Origin of the sequence: Microbacterium sp. bgisy207 (genome assembly GCF_965345035.1) — a bacterium.
In the GTDB taxonomy this organism is placed as follows: domain Bacteria; phylum Actinomycetota; class Actinomycetes; order Actinomycetales; family Microbacteriaceae; genus Microbacterium.
In genome coordinates, this window is record NZ_CBDRMG010000003.1 from 232,999 (window position 1) to 249,894 (window position 16,896).

The window sequence follows — 16,896 nt, forward strand, 5'->3', positions numbered from 1 at the left end:
ACACTGCAAGGGTATGGGGATCATCACACGCGTCACCACGGCGGCTGTCGGGGCCGCTTCCGTCATCGCCGTCATGGTGGGGTGCGCCGCAACGCCGGGCGCAGACTCGCTGTCGGCGGCGCCGGTCACACCCCCCTCAGGCGAGGTGGTGGGCACGGGCACTGTGCTGGATGTGGCCGGCGATGTTCAGTTGTGCCTCGGCCCCGTCGCCGAGTCGTACCCACCACAGTGCAGTGGTCTCCCGCTGGAGGGCTGGAGCTGGAGCGATGTGGCCGGCGTCGAAGAGTCGGGTGATACCCGGTGGGGCACATACGCCGTCTTCGGCACCTTCGATGGCGAAGTGTTCGCCGTGACCCAACCGCCGATCATGCTCGCGCTGTACGACCCGATCAGACCGGACGACCCGACAGGCGGGGTTCCCGGCGACACGGCTCCGGCGCGTCTGGACGAGATCTCGACGCAGCTTCCGGCAGTGCTTGGCGATCTGCTGCTTGCCACCTGGACCAGCGACGGCTATCTCTGGGCTGAGGTGATCTGGGACGACGGAACCCTTCAGGAAGCAGCGGATGCCGACTTCGGCGACGGCGTCGTCATCGTCCAGTCCGCCCTGAAACCGCTGGGCTGAGCGCGAGCCCGATAGTCAGAAGCCGAGGCGGCCGAGCTGCTTGGGGTCTCGTTGCCAGTCCTTGGCGACCTTGACGTGCAGTGACAGGAACACGCGGGATCCCAGGAGCGGTTCGATCTGCTCGCGCGCCGTGGCACCGACGCGCGCGAGTCGCGAACCCTTCTTCCCGATGATGATCGCCTTCTGACTGTCGCGTTCGACCACGATGTCGGCGTACACGTCGATCAGATCCGAGTCCTCACGAGGTTCGACCTCCTGAACCACGACGGCGATGGAGTGCGGCAACTCGTCGCGCACGCCATCGAGCGCAGCCTCGCGGATGATCTCGGCGATGCGGTCGTCATCCGACTCGTCGGTCACGATGCCATCCGGGTAGAGCGCGGGGCCCTCGGGGAGCAGCCGCAGGATCTCGTCGGCGAGTGTTCCCAACTGATCATCCATCACTGCGGACAGCGGGATGACGGCCGCCCAGTCCTCACGGAGAGCATCCACCTCGAGAAGGCGCTCCGTGATCTGGTCGCGGGAGGCGGCATCCGTCTTGGTCACCACGGCGATCTTGCTCGCCGACGCGTACCCGTCCAGCGAGTCGGCGATGCGACGATCCCCCGGTCCGACCTTCTCCGTGGCGGGAGCGCAGAACGCAATGACATCGACGTCGCCGAGCACCTCCTCGACCAGGTCGTTCAGACGCTGGCCCAGCAGGGTGCGCGGTCGGTGCAGTCCGGGGGTATCGACGATCACGATCTGGCCGCCGGGGCGATTGAGGATGCCGCGGATGGCGCGCCTCGTTGTCTGTGGCTTGTCGCTCGTGATGGCGATCTTCTGGCCGACGAGCGCGTTCATGAGGGTCGACTTCCCGACGTTGGGACGCCCGACGAAGGTCACGAAACCGGAGCGGAACTCGTTATCGCTCACGACCGCGCCTTCCGTTCCGGCATGTCGGGGGTCGCGCCATCATCGTCATCGGTCTCGTGGCCTCCTGCATCCGCGGGCGACGGGATCCGTTCGACGAACACGGTGCTGATGCCGCGCCCCTTGCCGCGCGAGGCGCCGCCGGTGATGCGCAAACCCTCCACCTCGGTGACTGCCCCCGGCTGCGGAACCTTGCCGAGCTGCTTTCCGAGCAGTCCGCCGATCGAGTCGACCTCGTCATCTTCGAGGTCGATCTCGAACAGCTCTCCGACCTCCGCGAGGCCCAGTCGCGCGCTCACGCGGTACCGGCCCTCCGCCACCTCCGCGATCTCATTGGCCCGCGGGTCGAACTCGTCTGCGATCTCACCGACCAGTTCTTCGATGAGGTCTTCCAGCGTGACAAGTCCCGACACGCCGCCGTACTCATCCACCACCATGCACACGTGTACGGCCTCGCGCTTCATCTGCTGCAGCAGCGTCTCAGCGCGCATCGACTCGGGCACGAAGACCGCCGGGCGAGCGAGCTGCGAGATCGCTGCCGCGCGCCATCCGGCTTCGTCGCGGTACGCGAACTGGACCAGATCCTTCAGGTACAGGATGCCGATCACGTCGTCGGCTTCGTCATCGACGATCGGTACGCGCGAAACACCCTTGTCGAGGAACAACTCCATCGCGTCCTTTGTCGTGGTGTCGGCTTCGACGGTGACCATCTCGGTCCGCGGCACCATGACCGCGCGAACATACGTGTCCGTGAAGTCGAAGACAGAGTGGATCAGTTCGCGATCGTCCTCTTCGATGAGGTCCTGAGACGCTGCCTCGTCGACCATGCTGAGCAGTTGCTCTTCGGATGCGAACGAAGAGCCGCGCGCGACGCCGGGCGTGACGCGGTCGCCGAGGGCCACGAGTCCATGCGCGAGCGGACCGAGCACGATGCGCATGGCGCGGATAACGGGAGCCGCGCCACGCAACAGGCTCCTCGCATGCAGTCGCCCCACGGTGCGAGGGCTTGCCCCGACGACGACGAACGAGATGCCCGTCATGATGATGGCCGCGGCCAGCATCGCCCACCAGATGCTGTCGAACAGGATGGTCAGGGCAACCGTGACCAGTACCGCCGCCGTCGTCTCAGACAGGACGCGCATGAATCCCGCGGCGTTGGCGTGCGCGGGGGGATCGTCGGCGATCCCCCGCAGGAAGGCGGCGTTGCGGCCGGTGTGGCTCATCTCGTCGAGGTCGGACCTGGATGTCACGCCGAGCGCGGCATCCACTGCCGCCATCAGACCGCCGAACGCAACGAGGAGTGCGGCGGCCGCCAAGAGAAGCGCGGCGGTCACGGTCGAAGGCGGCGGCGCTCGGCCGCGTGGAATCGTGCGATGAGGTCACGCTGCAGCGCGAACATCTCCCGTTCCTCCGCCGGCTCGGCATGATCGAAACCCAGCAGATGGAGCAGGCCGTGCGTCGTGAGCAGGATCAGTTCGTCCATCGTCGAGTGGCCAGCGGCCTGAGCCTGACTCTCAGCGACCTGGGGGCAGAGCACGATATCGCCCAACAGGCCCTCCGGTGTCGGGGCGTCCTCCGTCCCGGGCCGCAACTCGTCCATCGGAAAGCTCAGCACGTCCGTGGGCCCGGGTTCATCCATCCATTGGACGTGCAGCGACTCCATCGCTCCCTCGTCGACGAGGAGGATCGCCAGGTCGGCATCCGGACTGACGAACAGCTCGGCGAGATTGTTCTCCGTCAGCCGCAGCAGCACGGTCTCATCAACGTCGATACCTGATTCGTTCGTGATCTCGATCGTCATCGACGCCCTCGCTTCGGGAGATGGTCGCGGGGGCCGGCCGGGCGGGAGGCGCCCCGGCGCTCGGCCCGGCTGCTGAGCTCGCTGGCCTCGTCACGCTCGCGTTTGGCCGACAGTCGCCGCTCGTCATACTCGGAGTAGGCATCGACGATCTTGCCGACAAGGGAGTGCCGCACGACGTCGTCGCTCGTGAGGTACGCGAAGTGGATGTCATCGATCGCGCTGAGCACCTTCGTAACCAGGCGCAGGCCCGAGGCGCCCTGCGGCAGGTCGATCTGCGTGATGTCGCCGGTGACGACCATCTTGGTGTTGAACCCGAGCCGGGTCAGGAACATCTTCATCTGCTCGGGAGTCGTGTTCTGCGCCTCGTCGAGCACGACGAACGAATCGTTCAGTGTCCGACCGCGCATGTACGCCAACGGGGCGACCTCGATCGTCCCGGTCGCCATGAGTTTCGGGACGATCTCGGGGTCTATCATCTCGTTGAGCGCGTCGTAGAGCGGGCGAAGGTACGGATCGATCTTGTCAGTCAGGGTGCCCGGCAAGAACCCGAGTCTCTCCCCCGCTTCGACCGCGGGTCGGGTCAGGATGATGCGGCTGACCTCCTTGCGCTGCAGAGCCTGCACAGCCTTAGCCATCGCGAGGTAGGTCTTGCCCGTTCCGGCGGGACCGATACCGAACGTGATCGTCGTGTGCTCGATCGCGTCGACATACGACTTCTGTCCGAGGGTCTTGGGCCTGATGACCCGGCCCCGGCTGGAGAGGATCGCTTCCCCGAGCACTTCGGACGGACGAGGATTGCCTTCGCTGCGCAGAATCCGGTTCGAGCTGGACACGTCCGCCGGCGCCAGGTCCTGCCCGGTGCGGGTCATTGTGAGGAGTTCTTCCACGAGGTCGCGTGCTGCTGCGACGGCGGCCGCCTCGCCCACAAGAGTGATCTCGTTGCCGCGCACGTGGACATCGACATCCGGATGCTCACGCTCGACGACACGCAACAGGCGGTCCTGCGGACCGAGGAGTTGCACCATCGCCACGCCGTCGGCGAACAGCCGCTCCGTGACGAGGCCATCCGGGTGCGCATTGCTGCCGGGTTCAGCCACCGAGACTGCCTTCTGCGAGGCCGCCACCGAGCACATGGGCGTGCACATGGAAGACCGTCTGACCAGCGCCCGCTCCGGTGTTGAACACCAGCCGGAAGTCGCCGTCGCCGTAGTCGATGGCAACGCGCTTGGCGATAGCGACCATCTCAGCCAGGAGCGCGGGGTCGCCTGCCGCCAGTTCCGTCACATCGCGGTAGTCGCCGGACTTGGGGATCACGAGCAGGTGCAGCGGCGCCTGCGGGGCGATATCCCGGATGACGAACACGTTCTCGGTCTCGGCGAGGATCTCCGCGGGGATCTCGCCGCGCAGAATGCGAGTGAAGACTGAGGGTTCGGTCATGGCCTCAGTCTACCGACGCCCTCTACCACCGGCGGAGGTGAGCGCTCAGCACCGCGAGTGCAGCGGGACCGGCCGTCGAGGTGCGCAGCACATGCTCGCCGAGCCGCACCGGTGTTGCGCCCGCGGCTTCGAGGTCTCGCAGTTCTGCCGGGTCGATCCCTCCTTCCGGTCCCACCACAAGCAGGATGTCGCGAGGGTCGTCCGCGTCTGCATCCCACTCGGCGAGGCGGATGGTCGCGGTCGGTTCGAGCACCAGCATCCGGCTCGCGGCAGCGCGCTCACACAGGCGAGAGGTCGTGGCCGGTTCGTTGACCACGGGCAACCACGCGCGATGAGCTTGCTTTCCCGCCTCTCTGGTGATCTGACGCCACCGAAGAACGCCCTTGTCACGCTTGGCGCCATCCCAGCGTGACACGCTTCTGGCCGCCTGCCACGGGGTGATCGCATCGATGCCGAGCTCCGTCGCCGCCTGCACGGCGAGCTCGTCGCGATCGCCCTTTGCCAGCGCTTGGACCAGCTCGACGCGCACGGCAGGGGGGCTCACCACGACGCGACGAGACACACGCACGACGACTTCACGCGGCGCAACGGTTTCGCACAGCGCCTCGAGCCACACTCCTGCGCCGTCGCCCAGCGTGACGGCCTCGCCGACCCGCACGCGTCGCACGGTCGCTGCGTGGTGGGCTTCCGCACCTGTCAACGTCACGGTCTCGCCGGCATCGGCATCCAGCGGTTCGTCGACGACGAAGTGAAGGGGCACGGTCAGCCGTTCCGGAACCGATCGCGCAGCTTCGAGAACAGTCCCTGGTGGAACTCGGCAAGTCGCGGAGCGGGTGCTTTCGTCCGCTTCGCGAACTCCTCGATCAGGCCCCGTTCCTTCGCATCGAGCTTCGTTGGCGTGACGACGTGAACTCCCACGCGCAGATCGCCGCGCTGGCTCCCGCGCAGCGGGGTGATTCCGCGGCCCTTGATCGTCAACACGTCGCCGGATTGCACTCCGGGCCGCACCTCCAGATCGACGGGCCCGTCGAGCCCGTCGATGGTGGTCGTCGCGCCGAGGATGGCATCGGGCATCGAGACTTCCAGCGTTGCGAGCAGGTCGTCGCCCTCGCGGCTGAACACCGGATGTGTCGCAACGGACACCTCGATGTAGAGGTCACCGTGAGCGCCACCGCCCGGCCCCACTTCACCCGAGCCCGGCAGTTGCAGACGCAGCCCCGTATCCACACCGGCGGGGATGTCGATCGACACGGTGCGGCGCGCCCGTACCCGCCCCTGCCCCTGGCACGTGGCACACGGATACGGGATCGTGGTGCCGTAGCCCTGACAGGTGCCGCACGGCTGCGACGTGACGACGTTGCCGAGCAGGCTTCGGACGGTCCGTTGAATGTGCCCCGTGCCGTGGCAGATGTCGCAGCGCACGGGCGACGTCCCCGGCTGAGTGCACGCCCCCTGGCACGTCTCGCACAGGACCGCCGTATCGACATCGATATCGCGGTGGACACCGAAGACGACGTCCTTGAGGTCGAGGTCGACGCGGACCAACGCGTCCTGCCCCCGCTCCTTGCGCGAGCGCGGCCTGCCGCCCCTGGCCGCACCTCCCCCGCCGAAGAAGCTCTCGAAGATGTCGTTGAACCCACCGAAGTCGCCGGCGGCGCCGAACCCACCGTTCGTCCCGCCACCCATGTCGTAGCGCTGCCGTTGCTGCGGGTCGCTCAGGACATCGTAGGCGTGCGTGACGAGCTTGAACCGCTCCGCGGCTTCCTCACCCGGGTTCACGTCCGGGTGAAGCTCCCGAGCAAGGCGCCGGTACGCCTTCTTGATCTCTTCGGGCGACGCATCGCGCGATACGCCAAGGACCTCGTAGTGGTCAGCCACGGTCACCTTTCTGCATCCCGCTGGTGGCAGCGGGTATCTCGTGCGGGGCTCATCGCCCCTTCTCGTCTTCCGCCAGCAGCCGCGTCAAGTAGCGCGCGACGGCGCGCACCGCCGCAAGGTTGCTCGGGTAGTCCATGCGAGTCGGCCCCATCAGTCCCACGCGCGCGCGGGCGCCCGTCGCATCGTAATCGCTCGCGATGACGGATGCCTCGGAGAGTCCGAATGCTTCGTTTTCCCGCCCGATACTGGCGGCCAGGCCGTTGTCGTCGGCGACCATCTCCCCCATGAGACGCAGAATCGTCACCTGTTCTTCAATGGCCTCGAGCAACGGGTAGATGCTCCCGCGGAAATCGCTCTCGCGCAGGGCGAGGTTCGCGGCTCCGGCCATCACGAGCCGGTCCTGTCGGAACTCGTCCAGTTCCTCCTGCACCACTCGCAGAATCTCGGTGACGGCCGATTGGTGCGGGGTGCGCGCGTCCGCGTCAGTCTGCTCCTCGACGCGCTTGGCGCCTTGCCGCACACTTCGACCGACCAGGAGCGTCGAAACCTCCGCGCGTACCCGGGCGAGATCTGTCTCGTCGAGAGCTCCACTGAGCAGAGCGAGTCGCTGGGACACCCGCCCGGTATCGGTCACCACGATCACAAGGATGCGAGAGGGGTCGAGCGCGACCAGTTCCACGTGGGTGATCGTGGCCTTCGAGAACGACGGATACTGCACGATCGCGACTTGACCCGTCAGCTGAGTCAGGGCGCGGACGGTGCGCGCCAGTGCGTCATCCAGATCACCAGGCCCGTCGAGGAAAGTCGCGATCGCCGCCCGCTGCGCCGGCGAGAGGGGGCGGATCTCGGCCAGATGGTCGACGAACACCCGGTAGCCCTTGTCGGTGGGCACGCGACCGGATGAGGTGTGCGGGGCGGCGATCAACTCCTCGTCTTCGAGGAGGGCCATGTCGTTGCGGATCGTTGCCGCCGATACGCCGAACGCGTGACGTTCGACGATGGCTTTGCTCCCGACGGGCTCGCGGGTGTCGACGTAGTCCTGCACGATCGCCCGGAGCACCTGCAGTCCTCGTTCGCTGACCATGTCGCCTCCTTCCGCATCCGGCGTCGACCGAATCGACCGTGGTGTTGGCACTCACATCCTCGGAGTGCCAATTCTAGCGGATGCCTTCCCCTCGCGGCCCGGGTCACACCGTGAGCGCGCGCACAACGGCGTCGGCGAGCAGCCGCCCGCGCCGGGTCAGGATGATCCGTCCGCGCACGGCTTCTTTGCCGTCCGCCAGGCCATCGGCGACCAGGCCGGCGACGGCGGGACGATTCTCGCGCGGCAGCTCGGAGACCGGCAGACCCTCGACGGTGCGCACACGCAGCATCACCCGTTCCAGAAGGCGGGCAGCTTCATCCGGCACCTCACGTCCCGCTCCTGGCGACTCCCCTGACCAGAGGCGCTGAGCATACGCGGCCGGGTGGCGGACGTTCCAGAACCGGACACCGCCGATATGGCTGTGCGCGCCCGGTCCGAAACCCCACCAGTCGTGACCTCGCCAGTAGGCGAGGTTGTGCCGGGATCGAGCCTCGTGTCCGCGAGACCAGTTCGATACCTCGTACCAGTCATACCCCGCGGACGCGAACGCGTCGTCTGCGTATTCGTACATCGCGGCCTGGAGGTCGTCGTCGGGAGCTGGGAGTTCACCGCGGCGGATGCGACGTTCAAGCGCCGTGCCCTCTTCGACGATCAGGGCGTACGCGGAGATGTGGTCGGTCTCCAGCGCGAGCGCCGCATCCACGCTCTGCCGCCACTGGTCGAGCGACTCTCCCGGCGTGCCATAGATAAGGTCGACGCTCACAGCGAGCCCGCTCTCCCGCGCCGCGCGGACCGCGGCCGCGACGTTCTCGCGCCGGTGAGTGCGATCGAGCGTTGCGAGCACCTCGCTCACATCGGATTGCATGCCCACTGACAGGCGCGTCACGCCTCCGCGCGCCAGCTCTGTCGCGACCGCGGGGTGCACGGTGTCGGGGTTGGCCTCCACGGTCACCTCGGCATCCGGGTCCAGACCGAACCGATCCCGCAACGCCCCCAGGATGCGGGTGAGGTCGCGTGCCGGGAGGAGGGTCGGTGTTCCGCCGCCGAAGAAGACGGTGCTCAGCGAACGCCGATGAGGCTCGAGGACACGGGCCGCGAGGTCGATCTCGCGCAGCACACTGTCGGCATAGTCCTCACGGCGCTCCCCGCGCAGCTCGTCGGCCGTATAGGTGTTGAAGTCGCAGTAGCCGCACCGTACGCGGCAGAACGGGATGTGGACGTACGCCGACAGCGGGGTCGCGGCATCGATGGAAACACCCGGAAGCGATCCATCACGGGGAACGGGATCGCCCAACGGAAGCGCCGCCCCCATCAGGTCACGAACAGGGGCGACACCGCTGTGAGGTAGGCGCGGAACAGGCGACGCCGCCGACCGCGAACCAGTCGGGGCACTATCCGGTACAGCGTCGAGACCGGGCGGTCGAAGGCACGGACCGTGAACCACACCTCGTCGTTGTCGCGCCATTCGAGCAGGAACAACTCCTCCCCGCTGACAACTGAGCCGCCGACGGTCCCCAGCGCGAAAGCTGTGCGGCGGGGCTCTTCGACCGCGAGGATGACGCGCAACTCGGCATCCGCCCGGTAGCCGCTGAGGCGACCTGCCACGTTCACGGTCGCACCGGCACTGACGTACGGCGTACCCTCCGCGTCGAACCGCTGCTCCGCGTCCCGCCGGGAGGGAGCGATCGGTGCGCCCTCGGAATCGTAGGAGACCCCGGCATAGCCGGCGCCCGATGCGGGATGGATGTCGGTGAGCGTGAGTCCCGCGCCACGCAGCGGCGCCCACGAGAGCAGGGCTTCGCTTGCTGAGGCGAACCGCGTCTCACCACTGCCGATCCGCCAGGACTCTTCAGCGGGGATGCTCTTCTCCGGCGGGTACTGCATGAGGTCGGGTGCCTGCGTGGCACCGACGGCGGCGTAGTCGACGGTCTCGTCCCGGAAGGTTCCGCGGCGCATGGCGTTCAGACTACTTGTCTTTGCCCTCGACGTCGCCCGAGAGCGCCGCGATGAACGCCTCCTGGGGGACCTCGACGCGGCCGACCATCTTCATGCGCTTCTTGCCCTCCTTCTGCTTCTCGAGGAGCTTCCGCTTGCGGGTGATGTCACCGCCGTAGCACTTGGCGAGCACGTCCTTGCGAATCGCACGGATGTTCTCGCGGGCGATGATCCGCGCGCCGATCGCGGCCTGGATGGGCACTTCGAACTGCTGACGCGGGATGAGCTTGCGGAGGCGCTCGGTCATCATGGTGCCGTAGCCGTAGGCCTTGTCACGGTGCACGATCGAGCTGAAGGCATCCACCTTCTCGCCCTGCAACAGGATGTCGACCTTCACGAGGTCCGCCGTCTGTGAGCCCGCGGGTTCGTAGTCGAGGCTCGCGTAGCCCTGCGTCTTGGACTTGAGCTGGTCGAAGAAGTCGAAGACGATCTCGCCGAGCGGCATGTTGTAGCGCAACTCGACGCGGTCCTCGCTCAGGTAGTCCATGCCCAGCAGCGACCCACGGCGGGACTGGCACAACTCCATGACGGTGCCGACGTAGTCCTTGGGCAGCAGGATGCCGACCTTCACGACCGGTTCCGAGACCTCGGCCACCCGTCCATCCGGGTACTCGCTGGGGTTGGTGACAGTGACGGTCTCTCCCGTGTCGGTCGTGACCTCGTAGGTCACCGACGGTGCGGTCGTGATGAGGTCGAGGTCGAACTCCCGCGAGAGGCGCTCGGTGATGATCTCGAGGTGCAGCAGGCCCAGGAACCCGCACCGGAAGCCGAACCCGAGGGCGACGGAGGTCTCGGGCTCGTACTGCAGCGAGGCGTCCGAGAGCTTGAGCTTGTCGAGCGCTTCGCGCAGGTCGCCGTAGTCGCTGCCATCGATGGGATAGATCCCCGAGAACACCATGGGCTTGGGATCCGTGTACCCGGCGAGGGCCTCGGCGGCGGGCTTTCGCTGATTCGTGATGGTGTCGCCCACCTTCGACTGGCGCACATCCTTCACGCCGGTGATGAGATAGCCGACCTCGCCGACGCCCAGCCCCTTCGTCGGCACCGGCTCGGGGCTCGACACGCCGATCTCGAGCAGGTCGTGCGTGGCCTTCGTCGACATCATCTGGATCCGCTCACGCGGCTCGAGCTTTCCGTCGACCATCCGGACGTAGGTGACGACGCCGCGGTAGGCGTCGTAGACGGAGTCGAAGATCATCGCACGGGCGGGAGCGTCGGCATTCCCCGTCGGCGCCGGGATCTGAGCGACGATCCGGTCGAGCAGCTCCTCGACGCCCTGGCCCGTCTTGCCGCTCACGCGCAGCACATCCGCGGGGTCGCCGCCGATGAGGTTCGCAAGCTCGGCGGCGTACTTCTCGGGATCGGCGGCTGGCAGGTCGATCTTGTTGAGCACGGGGATGATGTGCAGATCGTTCTCGAGCGCGAGGTACAGGTTCGCGAGGGTCTGGGCCTCGATGCCCTGTGCGGCATCCACGAGGAGGATCGCCCCCTCACACGCGGCGAGGGACCGGGAGACCTCATACGTGAAGTCGACGTGCCCGGGCGTGTCGATCATGTTGAGCGCGAACGTTCCGGACTCGGTCTGCCACGGCATCCGCACAGCCTGGCTCTTGATCGTGATGCCGCGCTCGCGCTCGATGTCCATCCGGTCCAGGTACTGCGCGCGCATGTCGCGATCCGAGACGACGCCGGTGATCTGCAGCATGCGGTCGGCCAGGGTCGACTTGCCGTGGTCGATGTGCGCGATGATGCAGAAGTTGCGGATCTGCTCGGGCGGCGTGGCGGCCGGCTGCAGCGGCGTGAGGGCGCGTGGGGACATATCCGCACGATTCTACCGGCGGCCAGGCCCTGGGCCCTGCGCGCGTCTCACGCACATCCGGGTGCCCGCCGCGGTTAGCCTGGCGGCATGGTGGTCGCGGTCGTCCTCGTGCACGGCATCCGCACGTCCCGGACGATGTGGCGGGCGCAGCTGGACTACCTCCAGCAGCGCGGCAACCCCGCCGTCGCTGTCGACCTGCCCGGCCACGGCGGTCGGATGGGCGAGACCTTCACGATCGACGAGGCCTTCGCGACGATCGATCGGGCTGTCCAGGATGCCGCCGCCGAACACGGCACCGTCCTGCTGGTGGGCCACTCGATGGGCGGCCTGCTGTCGGTCGAGTACGCGGGTCGGGAGATACCGCCGCCGATCCAGGGACTGGTCGCGGCATCCTGCACCGCGATTCCGCGGGGCCCCGCGCTGCGCACCTACCGTTTGCTCGCGCGCGGCCTCGACTCCTTCCCCGACCGCGGCGCGTGGCTGAGCAATCGTGTGCTCGATGCCACCCTCCCGCCCGAGACCCGGGCCGACTTCGGCGCGGGTGGCTATGCCCTCGACGCACAGGACGTGGCGCTGCGGAGCCTCTCGGTGCTCGACCTGCTCGTGGCGCTCGAGCGCATTCGGGTGCCGCTGTGGTTCGTCAACGGCCAATTCGATCAGCTGCGTGTCAATGAGCGGCTGTTCCGGCGGCTGGTTCCGGATGCCGAGCTCATCGTCGTTCCCCGCACCAGCCACCTCGTGACCGCGATGCGCCCGCGTGTCTTCAACGCAGTCCTCAACCTCGCGCTCACGACGATCGAGCAGACCTGATAGACTCGTCTACTGGCTTGTGTGTGGGTTCTACCCTCACGATCGCTGGTGGACGCCCCTCTCTCGTCGCCGGCAGTCCATCCATTCACTCGAACGAAAGAACGTCTCCACGTGGCGAACATCAAGTCGCAGATCAAGCGCAACAAGACCAACGAGAAGGCGCACGAGCGCAACAAGGCCGTCAAGAGCCAGCTGAAGACCGAGGTGCGCCGCACCCGCGAGGCCATCGCCGCCGGCGACAAGGCCGCCGCCGAGAAGGCTCTGGCCACGGCGACCAAGAAGCTCGACAAGGCTGTCAGCAAGGGCGTCATCCACGCGAACCAGGCAGCCAACCGCAAGTCGGCCATCGCCAAGCAGGTCGCCGCTCTCTGAGCTCAGGTATCACGCAAAGCCCGCCCTCCGAGGCGGGCTTTGTCGTTTCCGGATCGTCAGCTGCCGAACTCGCTGCGCGTCGCGACGACCGTCACGAGGCGCTCGAGCGCGAAGATGGGGTCCCGTGAGGCGCCCTTGACCTCGGCATCCGCTCGCGCCGCGGCCTGTATCGCGCGCCCCAGGGATTCCTCGTTCCAACCTGCGAGATCCCGGCGAGCACGGTCGACCTGCCAGTCCTTGACACCGATCCGGGCGGCGATCGCCGCGGAGGACTCGCGAAGCCCCGCGACCCGGGCCATCGTCCGCAGCTTGGATGCGATTGCTGCGACCAGCGGCACGGGATCGGCTCCGCTGGCCAACGCGTGTCGAAGCGTGATCAGCGCCTCACCGTACCGTCCGGCGATCGCGGTGTCGGCGACTGCGAACGCCGTCGTTTCGACTCGACCGCCGTAGTAGCGCCGGACGACATCGTCGGTCACATCCCCGTCGACGTCGGCGATGAGCTGCTGGCAGGCTGCGGCCAGCTCCGTGAGGTCGTCGGAGAACGCCGAGACGAGCGCACGAAGAGCCGCTGGCGCGATGCGCGTGTTCGCGGCCGAGAACTCGGTAGCGGCGAAGTCGTATCGGTCGCTGTCGCGCTTGATGGCGGGGCACGCGATCTCAACGGCATCCGTCGTGCCGCTGCGGACCGCATCGAGCAGCTTCTTGCCTCGAACGCTCGCACCGGTATGGCGCAGCACAACGGTCGCCCCTTCCTGGGGCGCCTCGAGGTAGGCGAGGGCCTCGGTGAGGAAAGGGTCGGACGCCTTTTCGACACCGAAGACACGCACAAGCCGCGGTTCGCCGAACAGCGACGGCGAGGTGACAGTCAGCAGCGTTCCCGCGACGTAGTCATCGGCGCGCAGGTCGGTGATCTCTACGGCCGGATCCTCGGCGCGGACATAGTCCCGCAGTCCGGCAATCGCGCGCTCGGCGCACACGTCCTCCGGTCCCGACACCAACACGATCGAGGCGGGTCGCGGATCGCGCCATGGTACCTGCCGAATCGCCGACTTCGAGGAACTCGATCGACGGGGTGCGGCCATGCCAGAAGCCTAACCGCCGCCCGCGACAGGTGCCCGCTCCCGCCACAGGGCGAGGGCGTCGCCCTCGCCGACGACGGCGACGATCCCGTCTTGGTCGGTGCGCCCCACTGCGCTGCCCTGCAGCATCCCCAGCGTCGTCGCTGTCGGGTGCCCGTAAGTGTTCTCCGCCCCCACCCCGATCAACGCAACGCGGGGAGCGATCTGGTCGTACAGCCCGGGATCCTGGTCTGCGCTGCCATGGTGGGACACCTTGACGACCTCGACGATGTCCCGGACGCTCGTGCGCAGTATCCGCTGGGGATCGGCAGAAAGATCGCCGAGGAACAGGGAGCGGGGGACCCCGCCGCCCTCGATGCTCACGGTCACCGACGAGTCGTTCCCCGCGGGGAAGAGCGCGCCCGCGCGCGGCCACAGCACGCTCCATCGCGCGGCACCGAGCAGTCCCGACATCCCCTCCTCCGCCGGAACCACCTGGGCGCCCGCCTCGCCGAACTCCGCGAGCAGCCGTTCATCCGCGCGCCCGTCGGTCGGACCATGGAGCACGCTTCCGACCCGCCCGATCACCGCCTCACTTCCCCCGACGTGATCCTTGTCGAAGTGCGTAAGGACGAGCAGGTCGACCCGGGAGATGCCGACCCTATCGAGGCACGCGCTCACGAGCGCTGGATCCGGCCCCGTGTCGATGAGCGCGATCGCGCTGTCACTGCGCACAAGCACCGCATCCCCCTGACCCACATCGCACATCAGAATCGACCAGTCCGCGGGGATCCCCCACCGCTGACTGATCGTGGTGGCCAGCGCCCCGCAGCCCCAGACCGTCACGACCCCTACCAGCAGGATCGACGACACTCGCCGGATGCGGTCGCGCTGCCGGCCGCCTCCCGGCAGCGCGACTGCGAGAACGACGAGTCCGCCCGTGAGCGCGAGCAAGGCGGCGCCGAGAAGGCCGTCCACCCAAGGAATGCGAGCGAACGGCAGCGCACTCGTGGTGTCAGCGATTCCGGCGATCCAGGCTGCCGGAAGCCATGCGATCGCCGCCAGACCGCTCTGCACCACGGGGATGGGCGCGGCCATGCAGGCGGCAAGTCCCAGCACCGTCGCCGCGGGAGCTGCCGGCGCCGCGAGCAGGTTAGCCGGTACTCCCCACACCGGGAGGGACGGATCGATCAGCACGAGCAGCGGACCGCAGGCCAATTGCGCGGAAAGCGGCACCGACAAGGCCAGTGCCAGCGTCGCCGGCATGACACGCGTCAAGCCAGATGCGAGGGGGCGCGCGAGCGTGAGCAGCGCTGCGGTGGCCGCCACCGACAGCGCGAACCCGAGCGAGCCCGACAACCAGGGATCCACGAGCAGGAGCAGCACGACGGCTGCGCTCAGCACCGCGACGCCGGCGCCTGCACGTCCCAGCAAGACCGCAAGCATCGCGATGCCGGCCATCATCGCCGCGCGTACGACGCTCGGCTCGGGCGTGACGAGGATGACGAACCCCACGAGCGCCCCGACCCCGGCGACCACGCGGATGCCTCGCCCCGCTCGCAACCCGGCCGCGACAACGAAGGCTATGCCCACGACGAGCGCGCAATTGGCGCCAGAGACCGCCGTGAGGTGGGAAAGCGAGGATGCCTTCATGTCGGCATCCGTCTGGGCACTCACGGCGGAGGTATCCCCCACGGCAAGTCCTGGTACCAGTTCGCCCCCGGCGCCGGGAAGGCCCGCCGCCGCATGCACGAGGGACTGCCGCAGATCGGCAGTGACACGCCACACACCGGCGGGCGGCGCGATGACCTCAGCCTCGTGGGCGACGAGCTGGACGACGGCGCGATCGCCCGGATACGCAGGCCGACTGGTTCCGGTGACGAAAACCAACGCGCCCGCATCGAGTTCCCTGCTTACCTGCTCGCTCGACACCCTCACGGTGGCATCGGTCCATCCGGTGGTCGATCCTGCGTCGGGGCCGATGAGGCGAATCACCGCGTCGAAGGCGCGCTGACCGCCGCCGCGTGGCTCCACCTTGCCGGTGACCCTCGCCTCCACCTCGACCACCCGGGAACCACTTCCGAAGGCCTCCAGCGCTCTCTCCCGCGCCGGCTGCGCCAGGCTGATATGGACCCCGACAGCGGCCCCCGCCGCCAATGCGACGGTCATGACCGCCACGATGCCGGTGACCGAACGGGCGGGCGTCCGCGTCCCATCGCCTGCCTCCCGAATCCCCCCGCGCGCTTCCGGCATCGCCCCGCCCCGCCGCGAGCGGATGACGAGCATCCCTGCCCCCGCACCAGCCGCCACCGCCAGCACCCCGACCGCCGCCGGCGCCGCCGCGGGTGCATTCACCAGGGCGAGCGCGACAGCCCAGCTCACCGCGGCCGCCGGCACGAGACGAGCGGAACGCCAGCGGCGCTCAGGACCCGGCATCGCCCGCCCCGCTCACACCGTCACGAGCTCGCGCAGAGACTCGAGCATCTTCGGGCCGATCCCCGGCACCGACAACAGGTCTTCGACACTCGAGAACCGACCGTTCGTCTCGCGCCACTCGATGATCCGCGCGGCGATCGCGGGACCGACTCGAGGAAGCGTGTCCAGGGCTCCCTCGTCCGCGGTGTTGAGATTCACACGGCCGTCAGCCGCGATGCCGGCCGTGCCGCTCTCGATGGCATCCCCGACACGCGGGACGACGAGCTGCTCCCCATCGGAAACCTGGCGGGCAAGGTTCACGCCCGACGCCTCGGCGTCATCGGCGAACCCGCCCGCGGCGGCTACCGCATCCACGACCCGCGCATCCGGATGCAGCACGTAGAGTCCGGGCGCACGTACCGCGCCGGACACGTGTACGTAGAGCGACGCTGATGCCGAACTCGAGGCGATGGTCACCGGAGCCGGCGTCAGCGATGCTGACGCGCCCGTGCTGCGCACCATGCCCACGATCACGGCGACGGCGAGCGCGCCGAGCGCCAGCACGATCACCGCACCAGTGCCCCACCGCCGACGATCATGACCCTGCGCATCAGCCATGCCGCAACGCTAGGGTCGCCTCACGATCCGACCGCCCGCGCATCCCAGGTGCCGGAAGACACGAGTTGA

The 16,896-nt window shown here is 68.0% G+C and carries 17 protein-coding genes; 3 read left to right on the forward strand and 14 right to left on the reverse strand.

The window, feature by feature from the left end:
* Positions 1-13: 13 nt before the first annotated feature.
* Entirely contained in the window at positions 14-625 is a 612-nt protein-coding gene (locus tag ACSGC5_RS04245) for a hypothetical protein (RefSeq protein WP_434969362.1), read from the forward strand.
* Between the two features lie 15 nt (positions 626-640).
* On the opposite strand, the gene era is transcribed toward ACSGC5_RS04245, so the two are convergent.
* The 11 genes from era to lepA all read right to left on the reverse strand — a co-directional run bounded on the left by era (position 641) and on the right by lepA (position 11,551).
* Positions 641-1,540, reverse strand: coding sequence for a GTPase Era (gene era / locus ACSGC5_RS04250; protein WP_434969364.1), 900 nt, complete (start codon positions 1,538-1,540; stop codon positions 641-643).
* Positions 1,537-2,871, reverse strand: coding sequence for a hemolysin family protein (locus ACSGC5_RS04255; protein WP_434969366.1), 1,335 nt, complete (start codon positions 2,869-2,871; stop codon positions 1,537-1,539). The genes era and ACSGC5_RS04255 overlap by 4 nt, the downstream gene beginning before the upstream one ends.
* The gene (gene ybeY, locus ACSGC5_RS04260) at positions 2,868-3,338 is read right to left on the reverse strand and encodes an rRNA maturation RNase YbeY (RefSeq protein ID WP_434969367.1); all 471 of its coding nucleotides are present in this window, start codon (positions 3,336-3,338) and stop codon (positions 2,868-2,870) included. Before ybeY ends, ACSGC5_RS04255 begins: the two co-directional genes overlap by 4 nt.
* Complete coding sequence (locus tag ACSGC5_RS04265; protein WP_434969416.1) at positions 3,335-4,363, reverse strand: PhoH family protein; 1,029 nt, start codon at positions 4,361-4,363, stop codon at positions 3,335-3,337. The genes ybeY and ACSGC5_RS04265 overlap by 4 nt, the downstream gene beginning before the upstream one ends.
* Positions 4,364-4,427: 64 nt before the next feature.
* On the reverse strand, positions 4,428-4,775 hold the full coding sequence (locus ACSGC5_RS04270) for an HIT domain-containing protein (RefSeq protein WP_434969368.1): 348 nt from the start codon (positions 4,773-4,775) through the stop codon (positions 4,428-4,430).
* A 22-nt stretch (positions 4,776-4,797) separates the two neighbouring features.
* Positions 4,798-5,535, reverse strand: coding sequence for a 16S rRNA (uracil(1498)-N(3))-methyltransferase (locus tag ACSGC5_RS04275; RefSeq protein WP_434969369.1), 738 nt, complete (start codon positions 5,533-5,535; stop codon positions 4,798-4,800).
* A 2-nt stretch (positions 5,536-5,537) separates the two neighbouring features.
* Entirely contained in the window at positions 5,538-6,653 is a 1,116-nt protein-coding gene (gene dnaJ, locus ACSGC5_RS04280; RefSeq protein WP_434969370.1) for a molecular chaperone DnaJ, read from the reverse strand.
* A gap of 49 nt (positions 6,654-6,702) precedes the next feature.
* Positions 6,703-7,737: a heat-inducible transcriptional repressor HrcA gene (gene hrcA / locus ACSGC5_RS04285; RefSeq protein ID WP_434969371.1), complete on the reverse strand. Its 1,035-nt coding sequence runs from the start codon at positions 7,735-7,737 to the stop codon at positions 6,703-6,705.
* Between the two features lie 103 nt (positions 7,738-7,840).
* Positions 7,841-9,049: a radical SAM family heme chaperone HemW gene (gene hemW / locus ACSGC5_RS04290; protein WP_434969372.1), complete on the reverse strand. Its 1,209-nt coding sequence runs from the start codon at positions 9,047-9,049 to the stop codon at positions 7,841-7,843.
* A complete protein-coding gene (locus tag ACSGC5_RS04295; protein ID WP_434969373.1) occupies positions 9,049-9,693 on the reverse strand; it encodes a DUF1990 family protein in 645 nt (214 codons plus the stop codon). Before ACSGC5_RS04295 ends, hemW begins: the two co-directional genes overlap by 1 nt.
* A 10-nt stretch (positions 9,694-9,703) precedes the next feature.
* Positions 9,704-11,551, reverse strand: a complete 1,848-nt coding sequence (lepA, locus tag ACSGC5_RS04300; RefSeq protein ID WP_434969374.1) for a translation elongation factor 4 — start codon at positions 11,549-11,551, stop codon at positions 9,704-9,706.
* An 87-nt stretch (positions 11,552-11,638) separates the two neighbouring features.
* Here lepA and ACSGC5_RS04305 point away from each other — a divergent pair, with 87 nt between their 5' ends.
* Both ACSGC5_RS04305 and rpsT read left to right on the forward strand, forming a co-directional pair.
* Positions 11,639-12,361 carry an alpha/beta fold hydrolase gene (locus ACSGC5_RS04305; RefSeq protein ID WP_434969375.1) on the forward strand — a complete coding sequence of 241 codons (723 nt, stop codon included), beginning with the start codon at positions 11,639-11,641 and terminating at the stop codon, positions 12,359-12,361.
* 111 nt (positions 12,362-12,472) lie between these two features.
* The gene (rpsT, locus tag ACSGC5_RS04310) at positions 12,473-12,733 is read left to right on the forward strand and encodes a 30S ribosomal protein S20 (RefSeq protein WP_434969376.1); all 261 of its coding nucleotides are present in this window, start codon (positions 12,473-12,475) and stop codon (positions 12,731-12,733) included.
* Between the two features lie 56 nt (positions 12,734-12,789).
* On the opposite strand, the gene holA is transcribed toward rpsT, so the two are convergent.
* From holA to ACSGC5_RS04325, 3 genes are read right to left on the reverse strand one after another with little or no spacing between them, the layout of a single operon-like run.
* Positions 12,790-13,818 (reverse strand): DNA polymerase III subunit delta, encoded by a 1,029-nt coding sequence (gene holA, locus ACSGC5_RS04315; protein ID WP_434969377.1) that lies wholly within the window; start codon positions 13,816-13,818, stop codon positions 12,790-12,792.
* 9 nt (positions 13,819-13,827) lie between these two features.
* The gene (locus ACSGC5_RS04320; protein WP_434969378.1) at positions 13,828-16,230 is read right to left on the reverse strand and encodes a ComEC/Rec2 family competence protein; all 2,403 of its coding nucleotides are present in this window, start codon (positions 16,228-16,230) and stop codon (positions 13,828-13,830) included.
* A 12-nt stretch (positions 16,231-16,242) separates the two neighbouring features.
* On the reverse strand, positions 16,243-16,827 hold the full coding sequence (locus ACSGC5_RS04325) for a ComEA family DNA-binding protein (RefSeq protein WP_434969379.1): 585 nt from the start codon (positions 16,825-16,827) through the stop codon (positions 16,243-16,245).
* Positions 16,828-16,896 lie beyond the last annotated feature (69 nt).